The 26,247-nt window shown below is 57.8% G+C and carries 23 protein-coding genes; 10 read left to right on the top strand and 13 right to left on the bottom strand.

The window, feature by feature from the left end:
* The first annotated feature begins 115 nt into the window (after positions 1 to 115).
* Positions 116 to 1,273: an HlyD family secretion protein gene (locus CHC01_RS21240; protein WP_244558463.1), complete on the top strand. Its 1,158-nt coding sequence runs from the start codon at positions 116 to 118 to the stop codon at positions 1,271 to 1,273.
* Position 1,274: 1 nt separating this feature from the next.
* Positions 1,275 to 2,897, top strand: a complete 1,623-nt coding sequence (locus CHC01_RS21235; protein ID WP_349636624.1) for an MFS transporter — start codon at positions 1,275 to 1,277, stop codon at positions 2,895 to 2,897.
* A 21-nt stretch (positions 2,898 to 2,918) separates the two neighbouring features.
* On the opposite strand, the gene CHC01_RS21230 is transcribed toward CHC01_RS21235, so the two are convergent.
* The 5 genes from CHC01_RS21230 to CHC01_RS21210 all read right to left on the bottom strand — a co-directional run bounded on the left by CHC01_RS21230 (position 2,919) and on the right by CHC01_RS21210 (position 6,702).
* Positions 2,919 to 3,809, bottom strand: a complete 891-nt coding sequence (locus CHC01_RS21230; protein WP_089266183.1) for a LysR family transcriptional regulator — start codon at positions 3,807 to 3,809, stop codon at positions 2,919 to 2,921.
* Positions 3,810 to 3,817: 8 nt separating this feature from the next.
* Entirely contained in the window at positions 3,818 to 4,177 is a 360-nt protein-coding gene (locus tag CHC01_RS21225; RefSeq protein WP_502695679.1) for a DoxX family protein, read from the bottom strand.
* 56 nt (positions 4,178 to 4,233) lie between these two features.
* Positions 4,234 to 4,860: an alpha/beta hydrolase family protein gene (locus CHC01_RS21220; RefSeq protein WP_089266181.1), complete on the bottom strand. Its 627-nt coding sequence runs from the start codon at positions 4,858 to 4,860 to the stop codon at positions 4,234 to 4,236.
* Positions 4,857 to 5,648: a DODA-type extradiol aromatic ring-opening family dioxygenase gene (locus CHC01_RS21215; protein WP_089266180.1), complete on the bottom strand. Its 792-nt coding sequence runs from the start codon at positions 5,646 to 5,648 to the stop codon at positions 4,857 to 4,859. Before CHC01_RS21215 ends, CHC01_RS21220 begins: the two co-directional genes overlap by 4 nt.
* Before the next feature lie 145 nt (positions 5,649 to 5,793).
* The gene (locus CHC01_RS21210; protein ID WP_089266179.1) at positions 5,794 to 6,702 is read right to left on the bottom strand and encodes a LysR family transcriptional regulator; all 909 of its coding nucleotides are present in this window, start codon (positions 6,700 to 6,702) and stop codon (positions 5,794 to 5,796) included.
* Positions 6,703 to 6,840: 138 nt separating this feature from the next.
* Between CHC01_RS21210 and CHC01_RS21205 the strand changes: the two genes are divergently transcribed.
* The 5 genes from CHC01_RS21205 (at position 6,841) to CHC01_RS21185 (ending at position 10,486) form a co-directional block, all read left to right on the top strand.
* Positions 6,841 to 7,044 carry a tautomerase family protein gene (locus CHC01_RS21205; RefSeq protein WP_089266178.1) on the top strand — a complete coding sequence of 68 codons (204 nt, stop codon included), beginning with the start codon at positions 6,841 to 6,843 and terminating at the stop codon, positions 7,042 to 7,044.
* Positions 7,045 to 7,101: 57 nt separating this feature from the next.
* The gene (locus CHC01_RS21200; RefSeq protein ID WP_089266293.1) at positions 7,102 to 8,103 is read left to right on the top strand and encodes an alpha/beta fold hydrolase; all 1,002 of its coding nucleotides are present in this window, start codon (positions 7,102 to 7,104) and stop codon (positions 8,101 to 8,103) included.
* A 63-nt stretch (positions 8,104 to 8,166) separates the two neighbouring features.
* Positions 8,167 to 8,523 carry a putative quinol monooxygenase gene (locus tag CHC01_RS21195; protein ID WP_089266177.1) on the top strand — a complete coding sequence of 119 codons (357 nt, stop codon included), beginning with the start codon at positions 8,167 to 8,169 and terminating at the stop codon, positions 8,521 to 8,523.
* 87 nt (positions 8,524 to 8,610) lie between these two features.
* Positions 8,611 to 9,594: a zinc-binding alcohol dehydrogenase family protein gene (locus CHC01_RS21190; RefSeq protein ID WP_244558461.1), complete on the top strand. Its 984-nt coding sequence runs from the start codon at positions 8,611 to 8,613 to the stop codon at positions 9,592 to 9,594.
* Between the two features lie 190 nt (positions 9,595 to 9,784).
* The gene (locus tag CHC01_RS21185) at positions 9,785 to 10,486 is read left to right on the top strand and encodes a LamG domain-containing protein (RefSeq protein ID WP_210421693.1); all 702 of its coding nucleotides are present in this window, start codon (positions 9,785 to 9,787) and stop codon (positions 10,484 to 10,486) included.
* A gap of 85 nt (positions 10,487 to 10,571) precedes the next feature.
* On the opposite strand, the gene hpaH is transcribed toward CHC01_RS21185, so the two are convergent.
* From hpaH to CHC01_RS21170, 3 genes are read right to left on the bottom strand one after another with little or no spacing between them, the layout of a single operon-like run.
* Positions 10,572 to 11,354, bottom strand: coding sequence for a 2-oxo-hept-4-ene-1,7-dioate hydratase (hpaH, locus tag CHC01_RS21180; RefSeq protein ID WP_089266176.1), 783 nt, complete (start codon positions 11,352 to 11,354; stop codon positions 10,572 to 10,574).
* 27 nt (positions 11,355 to 11,381) lie between these two features.
* Complete coding sequence (locus CHC01_RS21175; protein ID WP_089266175.1) at positions 11,382 to 12,221, bottom strand: cyclase family protein; 840 nt, start codon at positions 12,219 to 12,221, stop codon at positions 11,382 to 11,384.
* Entirely contained in the window at positions 12,218 to 13,585 is a 1,368-nt protein-coding gene (locus CHC01_RS21170) for an MFS transporter (RefSeq protein WP_210421692.1), read from the bottom strand. Before CHC01_RS21170 ends, CHC01_RS21175 begins: the two co-directional genes overlap by 4 nt.
* A gap of 142 nt (positions 13,586 to 13,727) precedes the next feature.
* Between CHC01_RS21170 and CHC01_RS21165 the strand changes: the two genes are divergently transcribed.
* Entirely contained in the window at positions 13,728 to 14,627 is a 900-nt protein-coding gene (locus tag CHC01_RS21165) for a LysR substrate-binding domain-containing protein (protein ID WP_089266173.1), read from the top strand.
* A 404-nt stretch (positions 14,628 to 15,031) separates the two neighbouring features.
* Here the strand turns inward: CHC01_RS21165 and CHC01_RS21160 are convergent, their stop codons facing one another.
* Genes CHC01_RS21160 through CHC01_RS21150 form a run of 3 tightly spaced genes read right to left on the bottom strand, consistent with a single transcriptional unit; the run spans position 15,032 to position 17,959 of the window.
* Entirely contained in the window at positions 15,032 to 16,309 is a 1,278-nt protein-coding gene (locus CHC01_RS21160; RefSeq protein ID WP_089266172.1) for an ATP-binding protein, read from the bottom strand.
* Positions 16,306 to 17,217 carry a response regulator gene (locus tag CHC01_RS21155; RefSeq protein ID WP_349636623.1) on the bottom strand — a complete coding sequence of 304 codons (912 nt, stop codon included), beginning with the start codon at positions 17,215 to 17,217 and terminating at the stop codon, positions 16,306 to 16,308. Before CHC01_RS21155 ends, CHC01_RS21160 begins: the two co-directional genes overlap by 4 nt.
* Positions 17,105 to 17,959: a DUF3313 domain-containing protein gene (locus CHC01_RS21150; RefSeq protein WP_089266171.1), complete on the bottom strand. Its 855-nt coding sequence runs from the start codon at positions 17,957 to 17,959 to the stop codon at positions 17,105 to 17,107. Before CHC01_RS21150 ends, CHC01_RS21155 begins: the two co-directional genes overlap by 113 nt.
* A 693-nt stretch (positions 17,960 to 18,652) precedes the next feature.
* Here CHC01_RS21150 and CHC01_RS21145 point away from each other — a divergent pair.
* Both CHC01_RS21145 and CHC01_RS21140 read left to right on the top strand, forming a co-directional pair.
* A complete protein-coding gene (locus CHC01_RS21145) occupies positions 18,653 to 19,810 on the top strand; it encodes an efflux RND transporter periplasmic adaptor subunit (RefSeq protein ID WP_244558460.1) in 1,158 nt (385 codons plus the stop codon).
* A 50-nt stretch (positions 19,811 to 19,860) separates the two neighbouring features.
* A complete protein-coding gene (locus tag CHC01_RS21140) occupies positions 19,861 to 22,947 on the top strand; it encodes an efflux RND transporter permease subunit (RefSeq protein ID WP_089266169.1) in 3,087 nt (1,028 codons plus the stop codon).
* Positions 22,948 to 23,235: 288 nt separating this feature from the next.
* Here CHC01_RS21140 and CHC01_RS21135 read toward each other — a convergent pair whose 3' ends face one another.
* Both CHC01_RS21135 and CHC01_RS21130 read right to left on the bottom strand, forming a co-directional pair.
* Positions 23,236 to 24,480, bottom strand: a complete 1,245-nt coding sequence (locus CHC01_RS21135; RefSeq protein WP_089266168.1) for a c-type cytochrome — start codon at positions 24,478 to 24,480, stop codon at positions 23,236 to 23,238.
* Entirely contained in the window at positions 24,477 to 26,243 is a 1,767-nt protein-coding gene (locus tag CHC01_RS21130; RefSeq protein WP_089266167.1) for a GMC family oxidoreductase, read from the bottom strand. The genes CHC01_RS21135 and CHC01_RS21130 overlap by 4 nt, the downstream gene beginning before the upstream one ends.
* Positions 26,244 to 26,247 lie beyond the last annotated feature (4 nt).

Raw genomic sequence — 26,247 nt, 5'->3', positions numbered from 1 at the left:
TGCGACTGTCGCCTGCTCACGGAATGCTCCCTTGACGCTTCGATTTAGTTGGATTACTGAATTTCAGTGATACAACATAAATCATCGACCTTGGTCAACCTTTCCATCCGGTCTCATGCTCGACGTCACCAAATCCCAGCCAGCAACACACACCGCGCAACCGCCGGCCCGGCGTCGCCGACGTTATCGACGCATCGGTAAGGCGCTGTCGGGTGCCATGGCGCGTCTCCTGGTTCCGCTTTTCATTCTTGCGATCGTGGCAGTACTGATCGGCGTCGCTATTGGCGGATGGGAAAAGCGGATGGGTCAGGCTGCCATTCAGGTAACCGACGACGCATATATCCGGGCGGAGATCACTAGGCTTTCGAGCCAAGTAGCCGGCCAGGTGCAAAGGATCGAGATCAGCGACTTTCAACAGGTCAAGGCCGGCGACGTCCTAGTGCAGATCGATCCACGCGACTTCAAGACGCAGGTCGCCCAAGCGGAAGCGACCGTCAACGGGGCACGCGCGGCACTGCTGAACCTGGAGAACCAGATTGCGCTGCAACGTGCGACGATATCCCAGGTGGAAGCCCAGCAGGTTGCCGCCACCGCCCGTGAACTACAGTCGCGCCAGGAGCGGGAACGACAGGAAGCCCTGCTCAGGACGACGTTCGGCACCCAGCAAAAGGTGGAACAGGTGGTCGCCCAGCACGAAGCGGCGCAAGCAGACCTGAAAGCCAGTGCGGCTGCCGTGCAGGTTCAACGGCGGCAGCTCGATGTACTCTCGGGCAACCGGGAGCAACGTGCGGCCGAAGTTGCCGCAGACGAAGCATTGCTCGAAGCGGCAAAGCTTCGTCTGAGCTACACGTGGATCGTCGCGCCGACCGATGGCGTGGTCAGCGAACGGCAAGTGCAACGCGGTGACTATGTGACGATCGGCAGCAGCCTCATTTCAGTGGTGCCGCTGCCCGACGTCTATATCGTTGCGAACTACAAGGAGACGCAGCTGACGCGCGTGCTGCCGGGCCAGCATGTCGATATCAGCGTCGATACATTTCCCGGCGAGACGTTCCGCGGTCATGTCGAACGCATATCGCCGGCGAGCGGCTCCCAATTCTCACTACTGCCGCCAGACAATGCGACGGGGAATTTCACCAAGGTCGTCCAGCGCATTCCTGTGCGGATCAGGCTCGACGTCGATGACGTCGCGCGCGCGAAGTTACGCCCCGGAATGTCGGTGACGTCCCGTATAGATACCGTAACACCGGCCACCGACATCGCGGGGCGGTAACGTGGCGACCGCCAATATGGACAGGGTCACTGCGTCCGGCCGCCGGTCTCATCATCCCCTGTGTGCGGTGGGAGCAGTACTGATAGGCTCGTTCCTCGTCGGCTTTCAGACCAGGTTGTTCTCGATCGGCCTCGCCGACCTGAAGGGTCACTTCTCGCTAAGTTTCGATGAGGGAGCCTGGCTCAGCACGGCGGCAAATGCGCCCCAGATCCTGATCGCGCCTGCCGTGGTCTGGCTCGCGGTCACGTTCGGAGTCCGCCGTATCCTCTGCTTGCCGAGCCTCATCTTCGCGCTGATCTGCATAATCATTCCATTCGTACGCGACTTCGAGACCCTCCTGGTTCTCCACGTGCTGCAGGCGCTGCTGCTCGGACTGTTCATTCCGGCGACCATTATCGTGATTCTCCGCAATCTTCCGCAGCCCTGGTGGCTGCCGGCGCTCGCGATCTATGCGTTCCGTTCTGCATTCACGTCGAATTTCGGCGTGTCGCTTGTCGGATCCTACGTCCAGAATCTCGGATGGGAATGGCTGTACTGGCAGGGCACCATCCTTGCACCGATCATGGGCCTGTTCGCCTATTTCGGAGCCCCGGACGAGCCGGTCAGCCGGGATGCATTGACCCGCGCCGACTGGGGCGGAATGATCCTACTCGGCAGCGGGCTGGCGCTCGTCTATGTCGGCCTTGACCAGGGCAACCGGCTCGACTGGAGCTCCTCCGGTATCGTCATGGCGACGCTCGCAGGCGGCCTCGCATTGATCGTTGCGTTCTTCATCAACGAATCCGTCATTGCCGAGCCGTGGGCCAGTGCGCGAGTCATCATGTCGCGCAACCTGATCCTTCTGTTTGCCACGACGACACTATTCCTGCTCAGCAGTCAGTCGAACTCGCTGCTGCTGCCGAATTTCCTCACCGTCGTGGCGGCTCTGCGGCCGGAGCAAATGGGGCCTCTTTTCGTCAATTATGTCGCCATACCGCTGTTTGTCCTCACAATAATCGCCGTCTTGCTACTGCGCCGGATCGATGCCCGGATCGTATTGGCCATGGGGTTGACGGCATTCGCGTGCGCGGCGCTGCTCGGCACGACTCTGACCCAGCAATGGCGGTTGGTCGATTTCGAGGTTCTGGCCTTGTTGCAGGCGATCGGCCATGCATTCACGTTCATCTCGATCATCGTTTTCACCTTCGCCAATGTCGACCGGACCAAGGCCGTGGCTGCCGCTGCCTACATCCAGGTCTTGCGACTCGGTAGTGCCGAACTCGGCCTGGCTCTGCTGAGCACCTGGCTGCGCATACGCGAACAGATCCATTCGCATTATCTTGGTCAGCACGTCGCGTCGGGTGATCCAGCTGTGGTGAAGAGGCTGGCACAACTGAAGGCCCATTTCGCGCCCGATTTCACCGGAGCCGCCGCCAAACGAAGCCTCTCCGCTCTCGCTACGACAATCCAGAAGGAGGCGTATACCCTCGCTTATATCGACGGTTTTTGGCTGTCGTTCTGGGCGGCAATCGGAGCCCTGCTTCTGGTTGCCATGATGAAGGCGGCACAGCCCGGACCGTTCACCCCGACACCATCGCCGCGCCACGGCGGAGACGCAGCGAACCGCAATCGTCGCGCCAGCTGAACTCGCTGCAACACGGAGGAGTTACGGAGGTTGCAGCAAGGCCCTGCTCTGCTCGATAGCCCCCGAGATTGCATTCTGAACCGCCACGATCCTCGGCGCATGCCGACTGTCCTGATGGACACCCATCCAGATTTCGCGCGTCAGATGGGGTGGCTCGCCGACCCGCACGAGCGATGGGTGGCCTTCGGCGAGATAACGCGGCAGGTGGCCGATCCCCAGTCCGGCCAATACGCCACGCAGTTGAACATCGCGATTGTTTGCCAACAAAACCGGCCTGGTCCCGGCCGTGCGGTCCGCAAACCAGCGCGCGTCTGGAGTGTCCAGAAGGTCGTCTTGTACCCGTACGATACGATGCCCAGTAGCGCCGGAAGCGAGGTCCGGGATGCCACTCTCCTCCAGATAGCTGCGGGAGGCATAGACCGCGAAGGCCATCTCGCCGACCTTTCGGACAACTGTTTCGTGCGCCTGGAAGCGGCCAAGCCGAACCGCAATGTCGGCTTCGCGCCTCGCCAAGCTGAGCGCGCGGTTATCAGTAATGAATTCGATAATGATTCCAGGATGCAATGCATGGAGCGTTGGCAGGCCACGTGTGAGGACGTGCGCAGCCAGCGCATCCACGCTGGTGACCCGCACGATACCCTCCAGCCGACTGTCCTCGCCGGAGATCGTGCGTTCGAGCGACAGCGCCGCGTCTTCCATACGCTCGACCTCGCCGAGGATCGCAGACCCCGTAGCCGTCAAGCGAAAGCCCGATGGTGTGCGCTCCAACAAGACAGCACCGGCCCGACCATGAAGATGGTCGAGCCGGCGGCCCATGGTCGTCTGACTGACCTTCAGCGCCCGCGCCGCAGCCGACAACGAACCGTGGCGCGCGATGGCGAGGAAAGTCTTGAGATCGTCCCAGTCGAGCATTGAAGGCCTCAGGCGGCGCGCCCCTCATCGACACTCCATGGCCCGGCGCCAACGGCGGCGAGATAGAGGAAACCGAAGCAGTAAAGGATCGCCAGCTCACCACCGTTGACTGCCGGAAAGAAGCTCTGCGGTGCATGCACCATGAAATAGGCAACCGCCATCTGACCGGAGAGTATGAACGCGACCGGACGCGTATACAGCCCAATTAGCACGGCGAGACCGCCGACGAGTTCAAGCACACCGGCAACGCCGAACAGACCCATCAGCGGGACTTGGCCTGGCTGCGCGCCGGCGGGAAAGCCAAACAATTTCACGAGGCCGTGCGTCAGAAACAAAAGGGCCATGACGATCCGGAGTACGGATAGCAGGCGTGGAGCCCATGCAGTTGCGGTGGAGAAAGGGCTAGCATTCGTTGTTGTAGAGGTCACATCGTTATCCTTTGATCAGAGTGGAATTCGTTTCGGGAGGAGTCGGTAGTGGTGAGCCAGTCGGCGACTGCAGCGGTCGTTGGAAAACCTATGCCGTGGCCGATGCCATCGGTCAGAAGAAGCTTCACGAAATGACCGGCGGCGGAAAGTCGCGCGGCGGCCTCGACGGACAGCGCCGAAGGCATCACCCGGTCGGCACGGTCGTGGACAAGAAGAAGAGAAGCGAGACGCTCCTCGGTCGGCACGACCGGCGCAGCCAGTCGACCGGCAATCGCCACCGCGCGGCCAGGGTGTAGTCCCTGCGCCACCATAGCGAGCGTCATGATCGCCCCTTGGCTAAAGCCGAGCAGAACCAGATCATCGCGCTTCAAGCTGCGGTCCTTGGCTAATCGGTCGAGTCGATCCACTAGCGACGGCAGAGCCTCAGCGACACGAAGCGGTCGATCAGCCTCGGTCACACCAGCGACAGAAAACCACTGCCGTCCGGCCCCACCCCCATCGAACGGATCGAGGCCGTCGAGCGCCAATACTTCGGCAAAACGCTCGAGCGGTGCCAGCGCGACTGCCATATCACGTGCCGAGGAACCGACACCATGCAGCGCCACAACTAAGGGCCGGCTCATGCTTCACCGCCAAATGCAAACGCATCCATCCGTAGCACACCGTGCGTGGTACTCCGATGAAGATGCTTGGAGCGCTCGTCGTTACCCGCTCCCATCGCCACAAATAGCGGCAGTAAATGTTCCTCTGTCGGGTGGTTGCGGCGCGCGTGCGGCGCACGGTCGCGGTAAGCGATCAAGTCACTCACGCGCCCCTGCTCGATCGCATCGCTCATCCACTCAGCGAACTGGTCGACCCAGTCGGGCGCAGCTGCATTCAGTGCATGAAAATATTCTCTGAAGCTCGACAGGTCGTGCGTGAAGCTCCCCGAGCCGACGATCAGGACGCCTTGGTCGCGTAGGGGCGCAAGTAACCGTCCAATTTGAAAGTGATAATCGGGGCCAAGCGCCGTTTGCACAGACAGCTGCACCACGGGGATATCCGCATCCGGATAGACGAGTCTTAAAGGCACCCACGCCCCATGATCAAGGCCGCGGGCAGCGTCACGCCGAACTGTTTGCCCCGCTCCCTCTATAATATCGGCGACACGATCGACCAACCACGTGGAGCCCGGTGCGGGATAGCGAATATCGTAAAGCTCTCGAGGAAAGCCGTGGAAGTCGTGGATGGTGTCGTTAATCGCGCCAGCGGTAACCTGGGGCGTCGCGGTTTCCCAATGGGCGGAGATAACGAGGATAGCGCGCGGACGCTCAGGCAAACGATTGGCCAGTTGCTCAAGAAAGGCGCGCGCTGGTGCATCGGTTAGGGGAAAGGTCGGCGCACCGTGGGATACGAAAAGAGACGGAAGCATAAATCACCTGTGGCTGTGCTGCTCCCCATGTTGCCCATGCGATATCGTTTATCCATTCATCAAAATCGTGAACCGAGTCTGCATTTTCGCATATTGCATTGTGTTGGCGAAGCCCGAGTGGTCGTGCAACACGGACAGTATCCAATCAACTCAGCTTGCCCGTTGCAGCAGCAGCGACGAGTTGATCCACGACATAACGTACACGTGGGCTGAGCTGGGCTTGTCGCGGCCACACGGCATGGATGTCGACCGAAACGGTAGAGAGGTCCTTCAGTACCCTTTGCAACGTGCCTCGCTCAAGATGGTCGCGGACGAGCGAGATCGGAACCTGGCATATTCCCAACCCGCCGATGGCGGCATCAACCATCGCCTCCCCGTCCCCCACCAGATGTGTGGAAGGAGGCGTGATGCGCTTTTCCAATTCGCCATCGCGCACCTGCCAGGTGAGCGGCGGTCCTTTCGGTGATCCGACGATGCAGCGATGAGACCGAATGTCCTCAAGTGTCATGGGCTCACCATGCCTCTGCAGATAGGACGGCGCTGCACAGATCACCCGCTCCTGGGTGACAAGATGTCGCGCGATCAGGTTGCCGCTGTCTTTCAGGGCGCCAAACCGGACTGCAAGATCGACATCTTCCTGCAACAGATCACTCGTCGCATCCGTGAACGTAAGGGTAAGGCTGAGTCCAGGATGTGGCTGTGAGATCTCGATGAGGATGGGCAGTAGGACACGCCGACCGAATGCAACCGGCATGTTAATATGCAGGCGACCACTGAGTACGCGATTGCTCGATGACAGCGCTGCCTGAGCAGCGGTAATTTCGTCCATCGCAGCAGCACAAGCGGCCAGATAGGCCTCACCATCGCCCGTGAGACGCATCAGGCGCGTAGTCCTGTGGAATAGCTTGAAGCCCAGCCGCTCCTCCAGCCGCGCAATGCTCTTACCGACGGCGGATTTGGTGATGCCCAGTCGCTCGGCTGCTTGGGTGAAGCTGCCCAAACGAGCAGCTGACACGAAAATGGAGACCCCAGACAAGGGATCATGACCTATCATTTGTAGCGTCCTGCTCTACTTAGAGTCGCCCCAGGGCTTGTTTATCATCAATCATTCTACAGTGTATCACCTCCTACAAGATCAGCGCGCCGGTAAAACCTTCATCGGGCGTGCCGTGAATCTCAAAAGGAGCACACCATGCCCGTCGTTCGCGTCAGCTGGTTCGAAGGTAAGAGCCATACTCAGAAAGAGACGGTCGCTGCAGAAATCACGGACAGCATCGTCCGTAACACCGGCACAGATCCGAGCTACATCTACGTTATCTTTGAAGACGTGAAGCCCAGCGACTGGGCCGGCGCCGGTAAACTGTTCGGCAGCCCTGCGGACAAGGCCACGGCCTAACAGACGCAACTCTTGATTGATCTCAAGGCACCAGCGCGCCAAAAGCGGGAAAGCGACATGACGCGCAAGACCTTGATAAGGACGTTATGCGCCTTCGTTCTTGGTGCGATGCCAGCTCAGGCCAAAGCTGAAGCCGCATTGCAGGTGCTTGGTAAGGATTTTACCTTCCCGAACAAGATCACTTCCCTTCCGTCCAAGCTGTCAGACTTCCAAGGTTTGGAGATCAATGCCTTCGTCACGACAGACGGAGTGAAATTGTCCTACTGGGAGATGGGCGCAGGCCGCCCACTCGTCTTCGTTCCCGGCTGGTCGGCGAACGGTGCCCAATACATCAACCTGCTTTATTTGCTCTCCCGGAACTATCACGTCTATGTGCTGGACCCCCGCAATCAGGGGCTCTCGCAGCACGTCGACTATGGAAGTCGCATTGCCCGCTTTTCGATGGACCTCAAAGAGTTCGGTGATCATCTCGGGCTTAAGTCAGCCGACTACGTTGGGCACTCGATGGGATCCGCTATCCTGTGGAGCTATATCGACCTATTTGGCACCACCGGGATACGCAAGATCGCGTTCGTCGACGAACCGATCTCCATCTATTCCCATAGCGACTGGTCAGAGCAGGAGCGACTTGAGGCTGGTGGCACGACCACATCGCCGGAGCGTACTGTCGCTGGTTTTACCGGCGCGGGGCCGATCAACCAGCTCGTCACCGATATGAAGCCGTTCGAGCGCGCTCAACTGACCGACTCGTCCTACTTCGTCAATTCCGAGAGCTTTTCCAAAGCGGTTGTCCATGATGACCCGATAGCTATGGGACGGGTCCTCTTCAACCACCTCATCAACGACTGGCGCGATGTGGTCCGCCGAAAGATCGACATCCCGGCCGCGCTGTTCTCAGGTGTGGAAAGCAACAACCTACCCAGCCAGCGATGGGCTGCATCAGTAATTCCGAATGCGACGCTCTACGTCTACACCTCAGCTGAACAGGGCGATCACTTTCTGATGTTCAAGAATCCGTTGAAATTTACCCAGGACCTTCGCTCGTTCCTGGAGCGCTAATCAGCGAGCGTCGCAATCGACGTCACAGGCACAGCATCTACATCTCCAGGAGAGGACGAAACTATGCGCGGCGAAATCTACTCCATCTATCACCTGTCCGTTGAGCCATCGAAATTTCCGGCATTCCAGGCGTTGATTGCGAAAATTGTCGCTGCTACGCGCGAGGAGCCGGACACGCTCACTTATGAATATGTCGCCAACGAGGATAAGACCGCCGTCCATATCGTCGAGCGCTATCGCGCCGCCGGCCTGCTTCCGCATATTGACAAGACCTTCTCGCCTTTCGCAGAGACCTTCCTGTCACTTGCCAAGATCGAAAAGCTCTACGTCTATGGCGAGCCAACAACAGAAATGCGGACAAAGCTCGATGGCTTCGGTGCTGTCTATCTGCATCCCTTCGATGGCTTCACCCGGAACTAGAGCTCGTGGGATCGCCATCTCTCAACGTAACCGTCTCCGGATCCGCGTGCATGAGGTTCCCTCGCTTAACGCGCATGAAAGATTGAGATGAACAGAACGATGAAGGCGGTCGTGATATACGCGGCAGGTGGTCCAGAGGTACTGAAGATCGAGGAACGACCAGTCCCGATTGCTGGTGCTGGCCAAGTGTTGATCAGAGTGGAAGCGTTTGGACTTAATCGCTCTGAATTGTTTACCCGCCAGGGTCACTCACCAAACGTGTTGTTTCCCCGAGTCCTTGGCATCGAGGCGACGGGTACCGTCGCCGACGCCCCCGGTGGTGAGTTCGCTGTGGGCGAAAAAGTTGCCACCGTCATGGGAGGGCTAGGCCGCGCCTTCGACGGCAGCTACGCAGAATACACGCTGGTCCCGGTCGGAAATGTAAGGGCCTTCGTCAGCGACATGCCTTGGATGCAACTGGGGGCATTGCCGGAGATGCTCCAAACGGCTTGGGGCGCTCTATTTCGTTCGCTCCGAATCCGGCCCGGCGAACGGCTGCTGATCCGAGGCGGCAGCACATCGGTCGGCCTCGCGGCTGCGGCGATCGCCAAAACTCACGGAGTTGAGGTGGCAGGAACCTCGCGCCGGATCGCGGGCGAGCGTTTGATCCGGAAGAATGGTGCCGATCGCTTCTTTCTCGACGATGGGACGATTGCCGAACGTGTCAGACGTGATTGGGATGGCGGAGCCGATAAGGTTCTAGAGCTCATTGGCACGACAACACTCGCCGATTCCATCGCAGCAATACGCGAACCGGGTACCGTCTGCATGGCGGGGATGGTTGGCAACCAGTGGTCGTTTCAAAACTTCGCACCGATGGATGTGATCCCCACCGCCGTCTCGCTCACCACCTATTCGGGTGGCGTCGAAGACTTCACGGCAATGCCGCTGCAAGATTTGATCGATCGGGTCGCTGCTGGATCGCTGCCAGTGGCGATCGGCCGCGTGTTTCAGTTGGATGACATCGTTCAAGCGCATCGCGTTATGGAAAACAATGAGGCGGGCGGAAAGATCGTCGTACTCACTCGCTGATCTCAGCATTGGCAAGATCGGCGTGTTAGCCAAGCTGTTCTTCGGTGAGGGAGTAAGCTGCTCAGCCAACGCTGAGCAGCTTCGGGATGCCTTGGTGCGGCGCTCCACAATCAAACAAGACAATAATTCTCTGCATTCAAGACCTCACTAATATTCAACTACAAACTTCGTACATTCTTGGAGCATTGAAATGAAAATACTCTCCATCTGCGGACTGGCGACGTTCGCAAGCGCACTGCTCGGAGTTATAGTTCCGGTCGCAGCCAAGCCCGAGCCTCGCCCGGGCGATTTCCGCCTATCGCGCGTGTCGTTGCAGCAAAGCACCTATCGGGGGCAAGCCGCATTTGAACTAAAGATGCCATCCTCGGCTTACCAAGATCCAGCAAAGGAGAAACTCAGCGACCGCAATTTCATGGCATGGCTGCCGGTTGATTTTCAGAATGGAGAAATTGATGTGGAGGTCGCAAGCGAACTCGCACAAGATGCACCAGATTATGCGAGAGGCTTTGTCGGCCTGACTTTCCGCATAGACAATGAAGGGCGCTTTGAAAGCATTTACCTTCGTCCAACGAATAGCGTCGCCAGCGACCAGGTTCGACGCAATCACAGCATCCAGTATGTCGCTTATCCCGACTTCCGTTTCGATCGGTTGCGAAAGGAATTTCCAGAGAAATATGAAACCTATGCGGATATCGCGACTGGTCGCTGGATCCACATGCGACTTGTGGTCGAAGGCAATCACGCAAGCCTCTATCTCGACGGGAAACTCCAGCCTGCCCTTCTCGTTAGCGACCTAAAGCTCGGGCCCAACCAGCGCGGTGGTGTCGGTGTCTGGCTTGAGTCCGGAACAATTGCGCACTTCCGAAATCTCCGTATCACTCACGCGCGCTGACCTCACGGCCTTAACGATAAAGGCCAACAAAATTTGCCTTTGCACGAAGAGCGGAGCTCTTAGCTCCGCTCTTCCAAACGAATAATCAGATAAACGAAACGCCAATCGTACCGAGCGGGCCATAATCGACTGAAATCACATCACCGCGGGCAATATCGACCGGCCTCGTGAAAGACCCTGCGAGAACAATCTGTCCCTTCAACAGTTTCGCATCGACGTCGTGAAGCTTGTTCACCAGCCACGCGATTCCCGCGGCAGGGTGTCCCATGATGGCGGCCGAGACCCCGGATTCCTCGATGATCCCGTTCTGCGAAAGAGTCGCACCAACCCAACGGATATCGACATCAAACGGCCGGATCGTGCGACCGCCGAGGACGATGGCGCCGAAGGCCGCATTGTCAGCGATCGTATCGACAATGGCGCGAGGCACTTCTGTCCGGTAGTCGATGATCTCGAGTGCCGGAACGACAAACTCCGTCGCGCGGAGAACGTCATGAATACGGACGCCGGGGCCGCCGAGGTCCTCGCCCATGACGAACGCGAGTTCCACTTCGAGCCTCGGCTTGATGAAGCGACTCGTCGGGATTTTCGCTCCATCATTGAAAAGTGCATCGTCAAGAATGCGACCATAGTCCGGCTCGGTCATCTTTGACGCAAGCTGCATCGCGCGCGAGGTCAGCCCGATCTTGTGACCGACAACACGCGCACCCTTTGCGATCCGTTGCTCCGCCCAGAGATCCTGGACACGGTAAGCGTCCGCTATTTCCATAGCGGGAAAGGTTTTGCTGAGTTGCGGTACAGGTTTGCCTTCCCGTTCGGCGCGCAAAATTTCTTCGGCGCCCTGGCGGCGCTCGTCTTCGTTCAACATCTGGTCGTTCCTTGGTTGTAATTGAAGTTATAGCAGTGCTACCGGCCGGACCGGAGAGCCGGTGGCTCCGCTGATTCGGACCGGCAATGCGACGAATGCGAAAGCTCCCCGGGCCTGACGGCCAAGCTCTTCCAGTTCGAGGTTTTCGATGATGTGAATGCCGTTCTGGGCAATGAGGATCATATGCACTTCGAGCGTGATATTGTGGTGGTTCATCACTTCGAACGCCGAGGTATCCGAGCCGACGGAGAACGGGCGACGCTCGGCCAACCAACGCCCCGCGGCGACGCCCGGCCCCGGAGCACCGGCTGAATTCAACCCGAGGTAACGAGGAGAATCCGACCAGTAAGCGGCCCAGCCCGTCCGGACGAGCACGACGTCGCCTGCCATCACTGACGCGCCAGAAGCAGCCTGAGCCGCTTCCAGATCTGCCACCGTGATTTCATAGGCTGGTTCAAGAGCATCCACGCCGCGCGTGCGTGCAACATCCAGTAAAACACCACGTCGGAAGATCGGATCGATTGTCTCGGCGCCATGAACCTTGAACAGATCAGTGCCGGCCTGCTCGTCTGCGGCAATGTGCTTGCCGTAGAGGGCACCATGTTCGGAAACGTGGCAGAGCGCGTCGATATGCGTCGACGAATGCGTGCTCGTGACCATCAACTCGTTGGAGGAGGAGTGCCCGCAGCCACGCAGCACGTCCCCATGACGGTTGTTCAGCGTGATGTGAAACGGCGGGTGCGCCGGATGAATCGGCATACCCTTTTGCATTGGGTGACTGAGGTCGATCTGTCGGGCATGAGCGGTGGAGCGTAGCCAGGAATCGACGCGGAACTCCGTTGCATGAAGTGGGGTCGCTATATTCATTGAAGCGCATCTCCTTTTGTCTCACGCAGGAAAAACAGAACGATAAGTCCGGCCAGCACGTAAAACCCCGCCGTGCAGGCAAGCGCTCCGCCCAGGCCAAAACTTGTCGCGAGGAAGCCAACCGCGGCTGGTGCCAGAGCGCTGACAGCGCGGCCGGAATTGTAGATAAAGCCTTGTGCTGTCGCCCGGACATTGGTCGGAAACAGTTCGGCGAAGGTCGGCGCGAAACCGCTGTAAAAACCGGTCCCAACAAAGGCAACGATCGGACCGAAAATGAGCAACGTGGTCGGTGTCGTCATCTGTGTGTAGAACGGCACGGCAAGCGCGGAGAGCATAAAGTAAAGGATGAAGGCCGCCTTGCGGCCAAGCCAATCCGCAACGTATCCGAAAGAGATAAAGCCAAGTGCAGCACCGACCTGCATGACAATGATCCACGTCGTCGATTTGACCAGATCCAATCCGGGGCCGCCATTGGCAACAGGCGTCGCGAGCCAGGTTGGAATCCAGGTGAACAATCCCCAGTATCCGCACATGGCAGCGGACGTGAACGCGAAGCCGACAAGCGTGCTGCGACCATGCTGGCCGAACAGCATCCGAACGGTGGCGCCGATCGACAGTCGCTCAGTCTGCTGTTTCCAGATTTCCGGCTCCGGCGTGTGACGGCGAATCCAGAATGCTAGCAATGCCGGCGCAACACCGAAGAAGAACACGCCGCGCCATCCCACCAGCGGAATAAAGATGGCGGACACCAGAGCCGCCAAAGCGTAACCGGACGCAAAGGCGCTCTGGACCCAAGCCATAACCTTGCCACGGTGATGAGCCGGCCATGTCTCCGTGATCAGCGCCGCCCCCGCCGACCACTCTCCGCCGACACCGAGACCGACGACAATGCGGAACAGCAGAAGCTGGGTGACGCTCTGTGAGAGGCCGCAAAGCATCGTGCCGATCGAGTAACACAGGATAGACAGCACCATGGAACGGGTGCGCCCAATCCGGTCGGCAAGAAAGCCAAAGACCAGTCCGCCGACTGCCGTTGCCACCAGACTGGCCGAGGCGATCATTCCCGCAGTCGAGCGGTCCATGCCAAGTTCAGCACTGATATGGCTAAGCAGCATCGCAAACAGCAGCAGATCCATGATATCCAGCGCCCAGCCGAGATAAGAGGACCAGAAAGTTTGCCACTGAGCTTTGGTCGCGCCGACATACCATCGGCCGCCCAAAGACGCAGTTGGAGCCGCAATTGTTTCTACACTCATGGCAATCCTCCCCATTTTATGTTTGTTCTTGGTTACGCCGCTGAGCGCGGGCTTTTTTTTGCAACGCCGAAGCATCACATGACCGCAGCCAGGCAGCGATGCATGCATCCAACGTTACCGATTTCATAGGAAGGTGCCGCCGTGGCTGCAATTGACCAATTCTCAAGTGCGTTGTGAGCAGCGTTGACATGCCAACGTACATCGCTCCTGTTGGAGTGAAATGGCGATTTGGCGCAGTCCTGGGTGAAATATGACAGCCTCGTACCGATCGCTTCCATCCATTCAGGCGCTACGCTGCTTTGAGACTACCGCGCGCCTCGGCAGCTTCACCCTGGCGGCCGAAGAGATGTGCATTACGCATAGCGCGATCAGCCATCAGATACGCGGTTTGGAGGAAATGATCGGGCAGCCGCTGTTCGTGCGGCAGGGCAACCGGATGGCTCTCACCGACGTTGGGCGCACGCTTGCCATAGAGACGCGGCGGGCATTGGACTATCTCAGTCAAGCCTACTCAGTTGCACATGTCGATACGGCCGCGCGCCCACAAACGCTTAATCTGGCGGCGCAAACCGGTTTGATCGAACATTGGTTGTTGCCGCGCCTCGCAAACTTCCGGGGCGCCCTCGGCGACATTGGCTTGCGCCTGTCCAGCCTCTCCGATCTCTCCGAGAATTGTCCAGACGACGTCGATATGGCGCTGGTCTACGGCACTGGTGATGTGCCTGGCATGATCTCGGAAAAGATCAAAGACGAGGAAGTTTTCCCCGTCTGCAGTCCCGCGTTTCTCGCACAACATCCGGATTTTTCGCTGCAGCGCATGAATGAAGTGCCGCTGCTATTGCATTCACGCGTGACCTGGAACCTGTGGCTTGAGAAGGCAGATTTGCCGATCGTCTATCCGCGTCAATCCATTTTGCTGGACGACATCGCTCTCACCATACGGGGCGCGCTCAATGGCCAGGGAGTAGCTATGGCCCGCTCGCTGCTGGTCGAAGATTATCTTCGGCGCGGCGAACTCGTTCGCCTGTTTGATCTCTCCGTTCCAGGCGTGTTCAGCTACTATCTCGCATGGCGCTCTAAGGGGACAAAAGAGCATTTTGCTGCGTCTGCCAACTGGATCATCCAAGCAATTAAGTTCGGCACCGCCTGAAAACACGCCCAGCTTTGGAGCGACAGCGCTGCGAGTTACTGAGCCAGCAAGCTCTTTTCTGTCGGTGGCCCACCAAAGGTCGTCGAAGAAGCAGATCGCCCTTCGGTCGTCAGATCGGGCATACCAGTAGGAGCCTATGGCTGCCGGCATTTGCAAACAGCCATACCCATAAGGCTTTGGCTACCAGCGCTCTTTGGGGATTATGCGCTCCATTGATCCATTGGGATCTGCCCGGTCTTTGACATTTTGGATCGTGCCCTGCGACGGCAGCGGTCCCGCACTGGGCGGCCTCACACGCTCGAAACGTTTAAGGATTATTATCCCAATATCGCATATCAAATTCATGAACTAAACGGCGTTCGTACCGTCCTTGGAGCGTCAATATACTGCAGCGTATCGTCTCTTCAGGCAGACTGCGGTTGAACGGCCAGCTCAAGCGCCGCCTCCTTTGACGGCAACTTCAATGTTACTATCTGCCGAAGTCCGGTGGGCGGCCTATTGCTAATTGTCAGCGTGCCGCCTTGCCGTTCGATGATTTCCTTCGCAATGGCAAGGCCAAGACCAGCGCCGGGGATAAGTTGACGGCGCGCTGGATCGACGCGAAAGAATGGCTCGAAAGCGCTGGACAAACTCTCTTCGGGTATGCCTGGCCCAGTATCGTCTATTATTATTTGAACGACACCTTCTTCCAGACGGGCTTCGACCATCGCGCCGCCTCCGTGCGTCGCGGCGTTAATAACCAAATTCCTCAGTGCTCTTGTAAGAGCAAGCGGAGAGGCCTGGACGATTGCACTGGAAACGGTCTTCACTTCCACCGGCAGCTTGATCGAGATAACGTCGCCGCATACCTTCCTCACAAGCTCGTCAACCCGAACCAACTCATTGCCTTTGCTGACCGTCTCTTCGCGGACAAGTTGAATGGCGCTATCCGCGATCCGATCCAATTCATCTAAATCGTGTAACCAGTCGGCGCGTTCATCTTCGCCCAAGAACTCCGCGCGGATTCGCATTCGGGTCATGGGCGTTCGAAAATCATGACTCGCCGCGGCGACAAGCCTCATCTTGCTATCAATTAGCCTTTTGAAGCTATCGCCCATTCTATTCAGGGCACGGGCCGTGGCCTTGATTTCGGCAGCCCCCTCTTCCGGAACCCGCGAAAGGGTTCCATCCGCCAACACAGCCTGCGCCATTGCTTCTAAAAATCTGAGCTGCTTCGTCGCTTGATAAGCCGCGAAAAACGCTACGACCAACACACCCGCTGTGATTAGACCAATGTATCCAGCCACTCCGTACCAGACGTGTGCAGGTAGTGTATTATCGGGAAATGGCCAAGTGATATGACCCGCCCCGAAATCGACCGAAGCAACTCTCGTTCCGGATGGCGAATCAACGACAGCGACTTCGTACGGAACACCAGCCTTCTTGAATGAATCCTGAAGCTCGATAGTCTCCCTTTCAATCGGAGCGCCTTCAATTGGCTCCTTACTCAAATGAAAAACAGCAGAAGACCCATCGAATGTTAACGAAGACGCAAGCCTACTAATACGATGCGTGAACTCGGATCGAAAGTTTTTGTCCACAAGATCTGCAACCAAGTAAGACATCACCAACGTTGAAATGCACACGACGCACAGCATCGAGACCGCCAACATAACTGCGACACGAACTCTAATGTAGTTCATGGCCCAACTCCAACGGTCTCTACTCGCGCGCAGAAAAGGTAGCCACCGTTTCTCACTGTACTGATAATTTGATTTTTTTCATTGTCGCCGAGCTTCTTGCGAAGTCTACTCATGAGAACATCAATAGAGCGATCGAGGCTATCATTCGCGCGACGTTTCGTAAGTTCGACTAACTGATCTCGCGATAGCAATCGACCTGGCCGGCGCACCAAAATGAGAAGCAACTCAAATTCTGAGGATGTGAGCTCCAACGGCTTTCCTAGCCCGTCCAGAACCAAGCGCCTCGCTGGTTGAAGCTTGAATCCGAAAAATTGATACTCAAGAACGCGGGATATTTCGACGTCCTGACTCATCTTCCTGCGGAGAACCGCGCGAATTCTCGCGAGGAGCTCTCTGGGATTGAACGGCTTGCCTAAATAGTCATCCGCACCGATCTCAAGACCAATTATTCGATCAACGTCTTCCTTCAGGGCAGTGAGCAGGATGATGGGCGTCCTCGCTTCATCTCGCCGCAAATTTCGACAAATATCCAAACCAGACCCATCTGGAAGAAGGACGTCGAGCACGATTAAGTCGAAGTCGTGACTTAGAAGCGCCTCCCTCATCGTCCGCTGATCTGATGCAATCGATACATGGAATCCCTGCTCAGTTAGATAGCGCCCCAAGAGCTTTCGCGTCTCCAAATCATCATCGACAATGAGAATATGAGATGTATCCTGCATCATATAAACATAGCCAAATTGTTTCGGAGATACAAAACGAGAGAAGTGACAGCGTACGCCGTCGAAGTTATGCTTACTGCGTCGAGGCAACCGGCTTCGCGTCATCGTTCCATTCTGGCGGTGCTCCCATTTTACCGCCGACAAGCGCGGGCAGACCACTTCGCCCAAAAGCGTCGCACGCCGCATACTTCGGTTTTCCACCGAGCGACGATTGCATTCGCTGCGCACTAGGGAGTGATAGGGTCTTCTTGAACGGACTCTCAGCGGTGACCAGTAGCTTACTGAAGTCTGTGCCAAACTCACTCGCAAGATCGTAAGCATCGCCCGACGCGGCAACTCGAGGGGTACTGGTTATGAAGTCCGCACCTCGAGCCCAAACGAACGCCGCCTTCTGTCGTCCGTTGGTGTCCTTTGCCTCGCCTTCGACGGATAAGCTGCCCATGCCAAAAGGTATTCGCGGCACAGGAATTGGCATGCCCCCGCTAATGAAATTCGGTGCGATGGACGCAACTTTCGAAGCACCGGCCAAACCGGCGTCGGTTACCGTTACGTGAGTAATCGTCACATGGACACTTAGGTCGGCGGCCTCTCCCGTCGGCACCACTTGAAATCGATCACTCAATCCAAAGCACAACGATCGATCAACTGCGTTTGCGATCACTCGCCGCTGCTTTTCTGACAATTCAGCTTTTAGAGCTAAGCTAGAGAAGGTCGTCGGCACGATACGAATGCTCCTCGCGGCCAAAACACCTGCTTTGTCAACGTAAAGCTTCGATTTCGTCGTCACACCATCTTCCGGCTTGAGATCGTTGTACGCGACCAGCGAGCCGGACGTCTCGAGCGGCGCGGTCGCACAACCCGATAGCGTAATCCATAGTCCAAGTGGCCCGCACACCTTTGCTGCCAAGCGGATCATTCGGATGTTCATAACATGCCCCCAAAATCAGATGGGGAACAATTAGCGAAACAGATTGTCGAACAAATTTCAGAATTGGGTGGAAATATTACCGAATGTTGCAATGACCTCAGCGTTTATTGATATGAGTGGGCTGTGACCTGCTAGTCATTTTGTCACAGAGCGAGCATACCAACTGAATTTGATGCGTCTCCATACTCTCAAACCTTCTGTATGGCTCTTATAGATTACTGCGCGACTTCCCGTAACGCGCGGCTGCAATACTCAGCAACATTCACGACCCTATCTGTCATTTTCTGCAATCTATGCGCCCCCCTCTTCCGCTAGCCTGTTGATGGCATGCTCGGAGAGAAGCAGTGAAAATTCTAGCAGCGAGCGAGAATCGCCAGGCCTCTGGGGAAACCTGCCGGAGCGCGCGTATCGCCTACCATGAAGTAAAATCTATTTTTCGATATCGGATCTGCGCAGGTCGAGAGCCGGTTTTCAAACAAGCATCCAGCTTGCTTAGCAAGCATACTGACATTGCGATTGCGCCCACGCCGACTGCGTGTTCACCCCCTTCTGTCCGAAGCGCAGCGAACAATCACAAATCTGATGAGTAAACCATTGCCTGCTCGACAGAAAGCCAAGTTAATGAACGCCGTTCTCAGATCAACTAGCGTCCTCGTTATGATTCTAGGCTACGGCCTGCTCCGATCGCCGGTCATGGCCGAAGAAGCGCGTACGCCAGTTAAGTCACCTCTTGTACCAGTGGTTAGCGTCGTCGAAGCTGTCAAACGCGAAATCGTGGAGAACTTGGTGATCACCGGTACTCTGGTTCCCAGAGACGAGATTCTGGTAACACCAGAGATCGATGGCTATCGCGTCGTCGAAGTTCTCGCCGAAGAGGGCATGCACGTCGAGCGCGGACAGGTTCTCGCCCGTCTAGCTCGTGACCTTGTCGATCGGCAACTTGCTCAGCAAGAAGCACTCGTTGACAAGGCCGCTGCCGCGGTGCCACAGGCTGAAAATAGTATCGAGCAGGCCGAAGCTGCAGAAATAGAGGCGCGTCTCGGATTTGAGCGTGCAAAGCAACTCATGCAGACCGGCAATACAACTGCGGTGACAATTGAAGCACGCACATCGGCCCAGCGACAAGCTGCAGGAAAATTGGCGTTTGCTCGAAATGGATTGGTCAGCGCTAAGGCCGATCTGGAGCAAGCCAAGGCCGTTCGCGATGAGCTAATTTTACGACTCGCTCGGACCGAGATCCGAGCTCCTGAGGCGGGCATCATCAACCGCCGTACAGCCCGCGTTGGATTGTCTGCATCCTCATCCGCCGAGCCTCTGTTCCGGCTAATCGCGCGGGGAGAGATCGAGCTCGAAGGAGAAGTGATCGAAACAAAATTGCCTTTGCTTAACGTTGGCAATCCCGCCTGGATAGAGCTCGGAGACGGAGACCGCATACAAGGTAGCGTGCGCGTGGTGTATCCAGAAGTCGAGAAGGCCTCCAGGTTAGGGAAAGTTCGGATCAGACTGGACGCAGATACACGCCTTCGAATCGGCAGTTTCGCAAAGGGCGGCGTTGAAATTGCACGTGCTCGCGGAGTAACCATTCCTCAGTCATCTGTCGTCCGTCGCGGCAACCGAAATGCTAGCGTCCTCGTTGTATCCAACGGAATCGTGCAGAGACGCGAAGTACGCAGCGGCTTGGCCGACGACCACGACCTCGAAATCCGTGCTGGGCTTGCGGAGGGTGAAGCGGTCGTCATGCGCGCCGGTAGCTTCCTTCGGGATGGTGATCGCGTGCGTGCCATTCTCGCCAAACGAACCGCCACGGCAGCGAACGGGGCGAGATCGGCAGATGAGACTATCGCACCCTAAAGGCGCTTCTCCTTTTTTGTCTCCTTTCATATTAGCACGGGGCTGCGCCGATGCGCCTGAACATTTCTGCCTGGGCGATACGTAAACCAATCGCACCGCTCGTCCTCTTCGTCGTATTGATGGTGCTGGGCCTCGTTAGCTTTCGGGGACTGGCCGTCACCCGTATGCCGAACGTCGATGTACCGATCGTATCAGTGGCAATCACCCAGCCTGGTACCGCGCCATCCGAACTTCAAACCCAGGTAACTAAGTGGGTGGAAGATTCGATTGCCGGCATCCGCGGCGTTAAACACATCACCTCCATAATCACCGAAGGATCTTCGGTCACCACCGTCGAATTTCGTTTGGAGGTAAATGCGGACCGTGCGGTCAACGATGTAAAGGATGCGGTATCTAGAATCCGTATCAATCTCCCACGCACCATTGATGAACCTGTGATCAGTCGCGTCGAGATCAGAGGACTACCAATTTTGGTGTACGCGGTGAAGGCGCCCGCGATGACCCCAGCCGAGCTGTCATGGTTCGTCGAGGACAACATTTCCCGCAATTTGCAGGGAGTGAATGGCGTAGGTAGCGTGGAACGCGTTGGCGGCGCCTCCCGCGAAATCCGCGTTGCCCTCAAACCCGACAGGCTGCTGGCGCTCGCGATTACTGCCGCCGACGTTAACAGACAACTGCGCCTCACATCAGCGGATATGGCGGGCGGACGGGGGGAAGTCGGCGGACGCGAGCAATCGATCCGGACGCTCGCTTCCGCGCGCACCATCGGCGATCTGAAGGCTACGTCCATCGTACTGCCTGGCGGCCGCAAAGTCCGTCTCGAAGACCTTGCCGAGGTAACGGACACCATAGAGGAACTGCGCACCTTCGCTCGATTCAACGGAGAACCGGTCGTTGCGTTCGCGGTATCTCGCGGTAGTGGTGCTAGCGATGCAGAGGTCGCCGCAGGCGTCGAAATGCGCGTGACCGAATTTCAATCTAAACATCCTGAGATGACATTTCAAAGGATCGATTCGTCGGTTTCTGCGACCACCGGTAGCTATGAATCTGCCATGCACACCCTGATCGAAGGCGCGATCCTTGCCGTCCTAGTGGTCTTTTTGTTCCTGCGCGACTGGCGAGCTACAGCTATCGCCGCCATCGCGCTGCCACTCTCCGTATTCCCGACATTCTGGGCCATGGACTTGCTGGGCTTTACGCTCAATAGCGTGAGCCTCCTTGCGATTACGCTGGTTACGGGAATACTGGTTGATGATGCCATCGTAGAGATCGAGAACATCGTCCGACATATACGACTGGGAAAGTCACCCTATCGAGCGGCATTGGACGGGGCCGATGAGATCGGCCTCGCCGTAATTGCCATCACCGCTACACTCATCGCAGTATTTGCACCTGTTTCCTTCATGAGTGGCATAGCCGGACGATACTTTGTTCAGTTCGGTCTGACGATCGCTATATCGGTGTTCATGTCACTTCTCGTTGCACGACTTATCACACCAGTGCTCGCCGCTTTCTTTTTAAGCGATCAGCCGCACCGTCAAGAGCGGGACGGTTGGCTGATGCATGTTTACGGAATGCTCGTCAGTTGGTCCGTGCGGCATCGTCTCATCACACTCTTCGTCGGGCTTGGACTGTTTGCCGCCTCACTTGCGGCGGCCAAGTTGTTGCCGTCCGGCTTTGTGCCTAGACAAGACGACGCACGAACGCTCTTCACGGTCGAACTCGCACCCGGCGCGAGACTCGCCGATACCGTCGCTGTTACGGATCGTATCGTCGCTCGCGTAAGATCACTCCCGGAAGTTACATCCGTATTTGTCGAAGGCGGGAGGCAAGCGGGTGGCAAAAAAGAGACGCGGCTCGCGATACTCACGATCAATCTGACACCCAAGAACGAGCGCTCTCTCAAACAGAATGAAATCGAGAAGGAAATAACAGCGCTCATCGCCAGAGAGCCGGACATCCGGTCTTGGAAGCTCCGTGACAGTGGCCAGCGCGATCTCTCTGTAGTCGTCGCCGGTCCAGACACCGAGGTGGTCACCGACATCGCCTCGAGGCTACAGCGGGATATGTCTGCGATCCCTCATCTCATCGCGGTATTGTCGACGGCCCCCTTGAACCGCACAGAGATTCGTATCCGGCCAAGAGAGGGGTTGGCAGCAGACCTCGGTGTTTCGACCGATGCAATCGCCGAAACTGTCCGCGTAGGGACGATCGGCGACGTGGGCATGAACCTAGCAAAATTCACTACTGAAGGTCGTCAAATTCCGATCCGCGTTCAACTACCTACAAGCGCGCGAGGATCGATTTCGGGTTTGGATAACCTCAAGGTACCGGCAAAAGACGGCACTGCTGTCCCCTTGGCGACCGTGGCCGACGTAGAACTCGATGAGGGTCCGGGTGCGATCGAACGGTACGACCGTACGGTACGCGTTGCCGTAGAAGCAAACATGGAAGGTTCCGACGCGTTAGGCTCCCTGCTTCAACAGGTGATGGCTACACCGACCGCACGCGATCTTCCGCCTGGTGTGAGTATCAAGCAGAGCGGAGATGCAGAGGTCATGGCAGAGGTCTTCGAGGGGTTCATGCTCGCGATCGGCGCAGGGATCTTGATGGTCTATGCCGTCTTGGTGCTGCTATTCGGATCATTCCTGCAGCCCTTGACTATTCTCTTTTCTCTTCCGCTGTCGATTGGCGGAGCTATTCTCGGTCTCCTGCTTATGAATATGCCGATTTCATTGCCGGTCGTCATCGGGATTCTGATGCTGATGGGGCTAGTCACAAAAAATGCAATCATGCTCGTTGATTTCGCCGTCGAAGAGATGAGCAAGGGCGTCGACCCGACCACCGCCATCGTAGACGCGGGGCGTAAGAGAGCACGCCCTATCGTCATGACAACGATCGCAATGGCTGCAGGCATGGTGCCTTCCGCGATGGCGCTTGGCGTAGGAGGGGAATTTCGGGCGCCCATGGCGGTCGCCGTAATCGGTGGCCTAATCGTATCCACCCTACTCTCTCTCGTGTTCGTGCCGGCGGTCTTCTTGCTCGTAGATAGCCTAAATCAAACTCTCTCTCACCTGCTTGGCCGTTTCGTTGGCAAGCGCGACGAGCCTGAAGCTCCGATAACCCCGCGCGCGTAGGAACTCGGCTCTGCCCGGTTCAGACTTTCTCCGACCATAGGCAGTTGAAGCACGAACGATTGGAGTTGGCGCCGCTCTTCTTCGGATTGCTAATTGGGGCCTTAGCACCGCGTTCTCGTTGTCATCGTGCCACGTGCATCGGAGCGCTGGGGGACGCGACCCATCTCTAAAAATGGTTTATAAACTAGAAAATCGATCGTTCGGTCACGCAAGCCCGATAGCGGGCGCATGTTCGCGATACTCTCACCATAAACGATAGCCGCGGTCACCGGGTCAAGCTTCTCACTGTCAGGGTGTCAGAGTCTTCCGCAAGGCTGCGACGTCCTTTGTCTCAATGGCCGACGCGGCATTGCCCCAACTGTTGCGCACATAGGTCAGCACCGCTGCGATCTCCTGGTCGCCAAGATTCCAGGCGAAGGACGGCATGGCCGGACCTGTCGGAGCGGCCTCGGTGGCTCCTGCCCGGTTTCCCGCCAGCACGACGCGAATGAGCGAGGTCGGATCGTCCCCATTGACGAGCGGGGTCTGTGCGAGGCGCGGAAAGAGCTTCGGCACTCCGGCCCCGCTCGACAGATGGCAGCCCATGCAGCGATCGGCGAAAATCGCCTGTCCCGCCACCATGCGCTTGTCCGCTGCAGGAATCGGCTGCGGTGCCCTGGCCTCCCCGTTGCGCCCCTCCTTGAGATAGAGCGCGACCGCCTTCAGATCGGTATCTGTCCAGTGCTGAGAGGATTTTTCCACCATCTCCGCCATCGGCCCCGACGCGATGTCGAAGCGGTTGGCACCGGTCTTGAGATAAGCAACGATATCGTCAGTGCTCCAGGCACCGATGCCCTTCTGCGGATCGGCGGTGATGTTGGGCGCAAACCAACCCTGGAGCGTCGCGCCCTCGAGGAACTGGCCGCTCTTGTCGCCGCCGATCAGGTTCTTGGGCGTGTGGCAGGTGCCGCAATGGCCAAGCCCTTCGACGATATAGGCGCCTCTGTTCCACTCCGGTGATTTCTTTGGATCGGGCTTGAACTCGCCCGCGGAGAAATTGATCAGGTTCCAACCGATCAGGCTGGTGCGGATATTGAATGGAAACGGCAGTTGGTTCGGCTCGACCTTGTTCTTCGCAGGCTCGATGGTCTGCAGATAGGCCCAGATCGCGGCGTTATCCTCCTTCGTCACCTTGGTGAAGGTGGTGAAGGGCATGCCACCGTAGAGATGGTAGCCGCCCTTGCCGATCCCTTCCGACATCACCCGCTGGAAATCACCCAGTGTCATCGTGCCGATACCGGTCTCGGGGTCTGGCGTAATGTTGGGTGCGACCAGATTGCCGAACGGCGTCTTGAGTACCACGCCGCCTGCAAAGGCCGGCAGGCCTGGTGCGGTATGACACGCACCACAGTCTCCCAATGTCGCGAGATAACGGCCGCGCGCGACCTGTGAGAACAAGGCATCGCCGGTGTCCTGAGCACTGGCCGACATGCCCGAGACCAAGAGGATTGCGGCTGCAGCTCCACCGAGGCGGCTGGAAAGGAACGTCCTCATGCACTCACCAACGGGCCGGGATTCTTGAGATAGAGCTTGCGGATTGCGTCCGCTGCCTTGAAGGCGAGCGCGCCAACTGTTCCGGTCGGATTGTAGCCGGGGTTCTGCGGGAAGGCCGAGGCGCCAACGACGAAGAGATTCGGCACGTCCCAGCTCTGCAGATATTTGTTGACCGCACTGGTCTTCGGATCCGCTCCCATGACGAAGCCGCCCACCACATGCGAGGACTGGTAAGGGCCGGTATTCCAATGGCCGGTCATTGGCCTGGCCACGATCTCACGCGGATTCATCGACCGCGCGATCTCGGCGACCTTGCCGGTGCAGTATTGCGACATCTTCAGGTCGTTCTGCGAGAAGTCGAAGGTGATGCGCAGCAGCGGGCGGCCGAGGCGGTCCGTATAAGTCGGATCGAGCGAGAGATAGTTGGTGTGCGTCGTGTAGCTCGACGCCTCACAGCCGATCGACATGGCGCTGAGATAGTTCTTGACCGTCTGGCGCTTCCATTCGGAGCCCCATGTCGGCGTCCCCGGCGGCGTCGGCCGGTAGCCAATCGGCGCCGCGCCGATCGGCGTCACCCTGATGCTGCCGCCGCCGAAGAAGCCGAGACCGGAATGGTCGAAATTGTCGTTGTTGAACTCGTCGATCCCCATGCCGAGCGCGCCGGCGCCAATGAAGGGATTGAAGTTCTTGTCGTCGAAGAAAAGCTGCACGCTGTTGGCGGTCTGATAGGCGTAGTTGCGCCCTGTCGTCCCCACATTGGTCGCAGGATCATAGGGCGTGCCGACGCCCGACAGCAGCATCAATCGCACGTTCTCGAAGGTGAAGGCCGTGACGATAACGAGATCGGCCGGCTGCTCCCATTCCTTGCCGGAAGTGTCGATATAGACGATGCCCGTCGCACGTTTACCCGAAGGATCGAGCGTGACACGCAGAACCTCGGAGTTCGTTTGCACCCGGAAGTTCGATTTGCGCACCAGAGCAGGCAAGACCGTGGTGATCGCGCTGGCCTTGGAATAGTTGGCGCAGCCGTAATTGGTGCAGAAGCCGCAGAAAGTGCACGGCCCCATCGTGACGCCGAGTGAGTTGGTATAGGGCTCCGAAATCAGTGCAGATGGAACCGGGAACGGTTTGTAGCCGAGATTCCGCGCGGCCTCGGCGAACAGCGTCGGGCCGTAAGGCTGCCGCAACGGGCGCGTCGGGTATTCTTCCGAGCGCGGGCCCTCGAACGGATTGCCGCCCTGCTGGATCTGACCTTTCAGATTGCCCGCCTTGCCCGAGAGCCCGGCAACGCGATCGAAAGCCGTGTAATGCGGCTCCATCTCGGCCCAGTCGGTGCCCCAGTCCTGCAGTGCCAGCTCTTCGGGAATGGCGCTCGCGCCATACTTCTCGGTCAGGTGCGAGCGCAGCCGGAAGTCCTCCGGCTGGAAGCGGAAGGTAATGCCGGCCCAATGATTACCCGCACCGCCCGTGCCGTTGCCGGGGTGGAACGAGCCCCAACTACGCATTGGCAACGCCGTCTGCGAGGGGTTGTTGCGCGCCGTGACAGTATTCTGCGCCGTCTGGAGCATCAGTTCCTGACGCTGGTTGTAGCGCAGTTCGTCGGGCGCCGATGCGATGTTGAAGTCGCGGGCCGTATCGCGCCATGGCCCGCGTTCAAAGGCGATAACATCGAGACCTTGATCGGTCAGTTCATTGGCGATGATCGAGCCGGCCCAGCCGAGTCCGACCACCACGACATCCGTCGATGGGAGCTTCGTGGTCATCGGT

This window comes from Tardiphaga sp. OK246, assembly GCF_900188215.1.
GTDB classification, from domain to species: Bacteria; Pseudomonadota; Alphaproteobacteria; order Rhizobiales; family Xanthobacteraceae; genus Tardiphaga; species Tardiphaga robiniae.
This window is presented reverse-complemented; position numbering and strand designations above follow the sequence as displayed.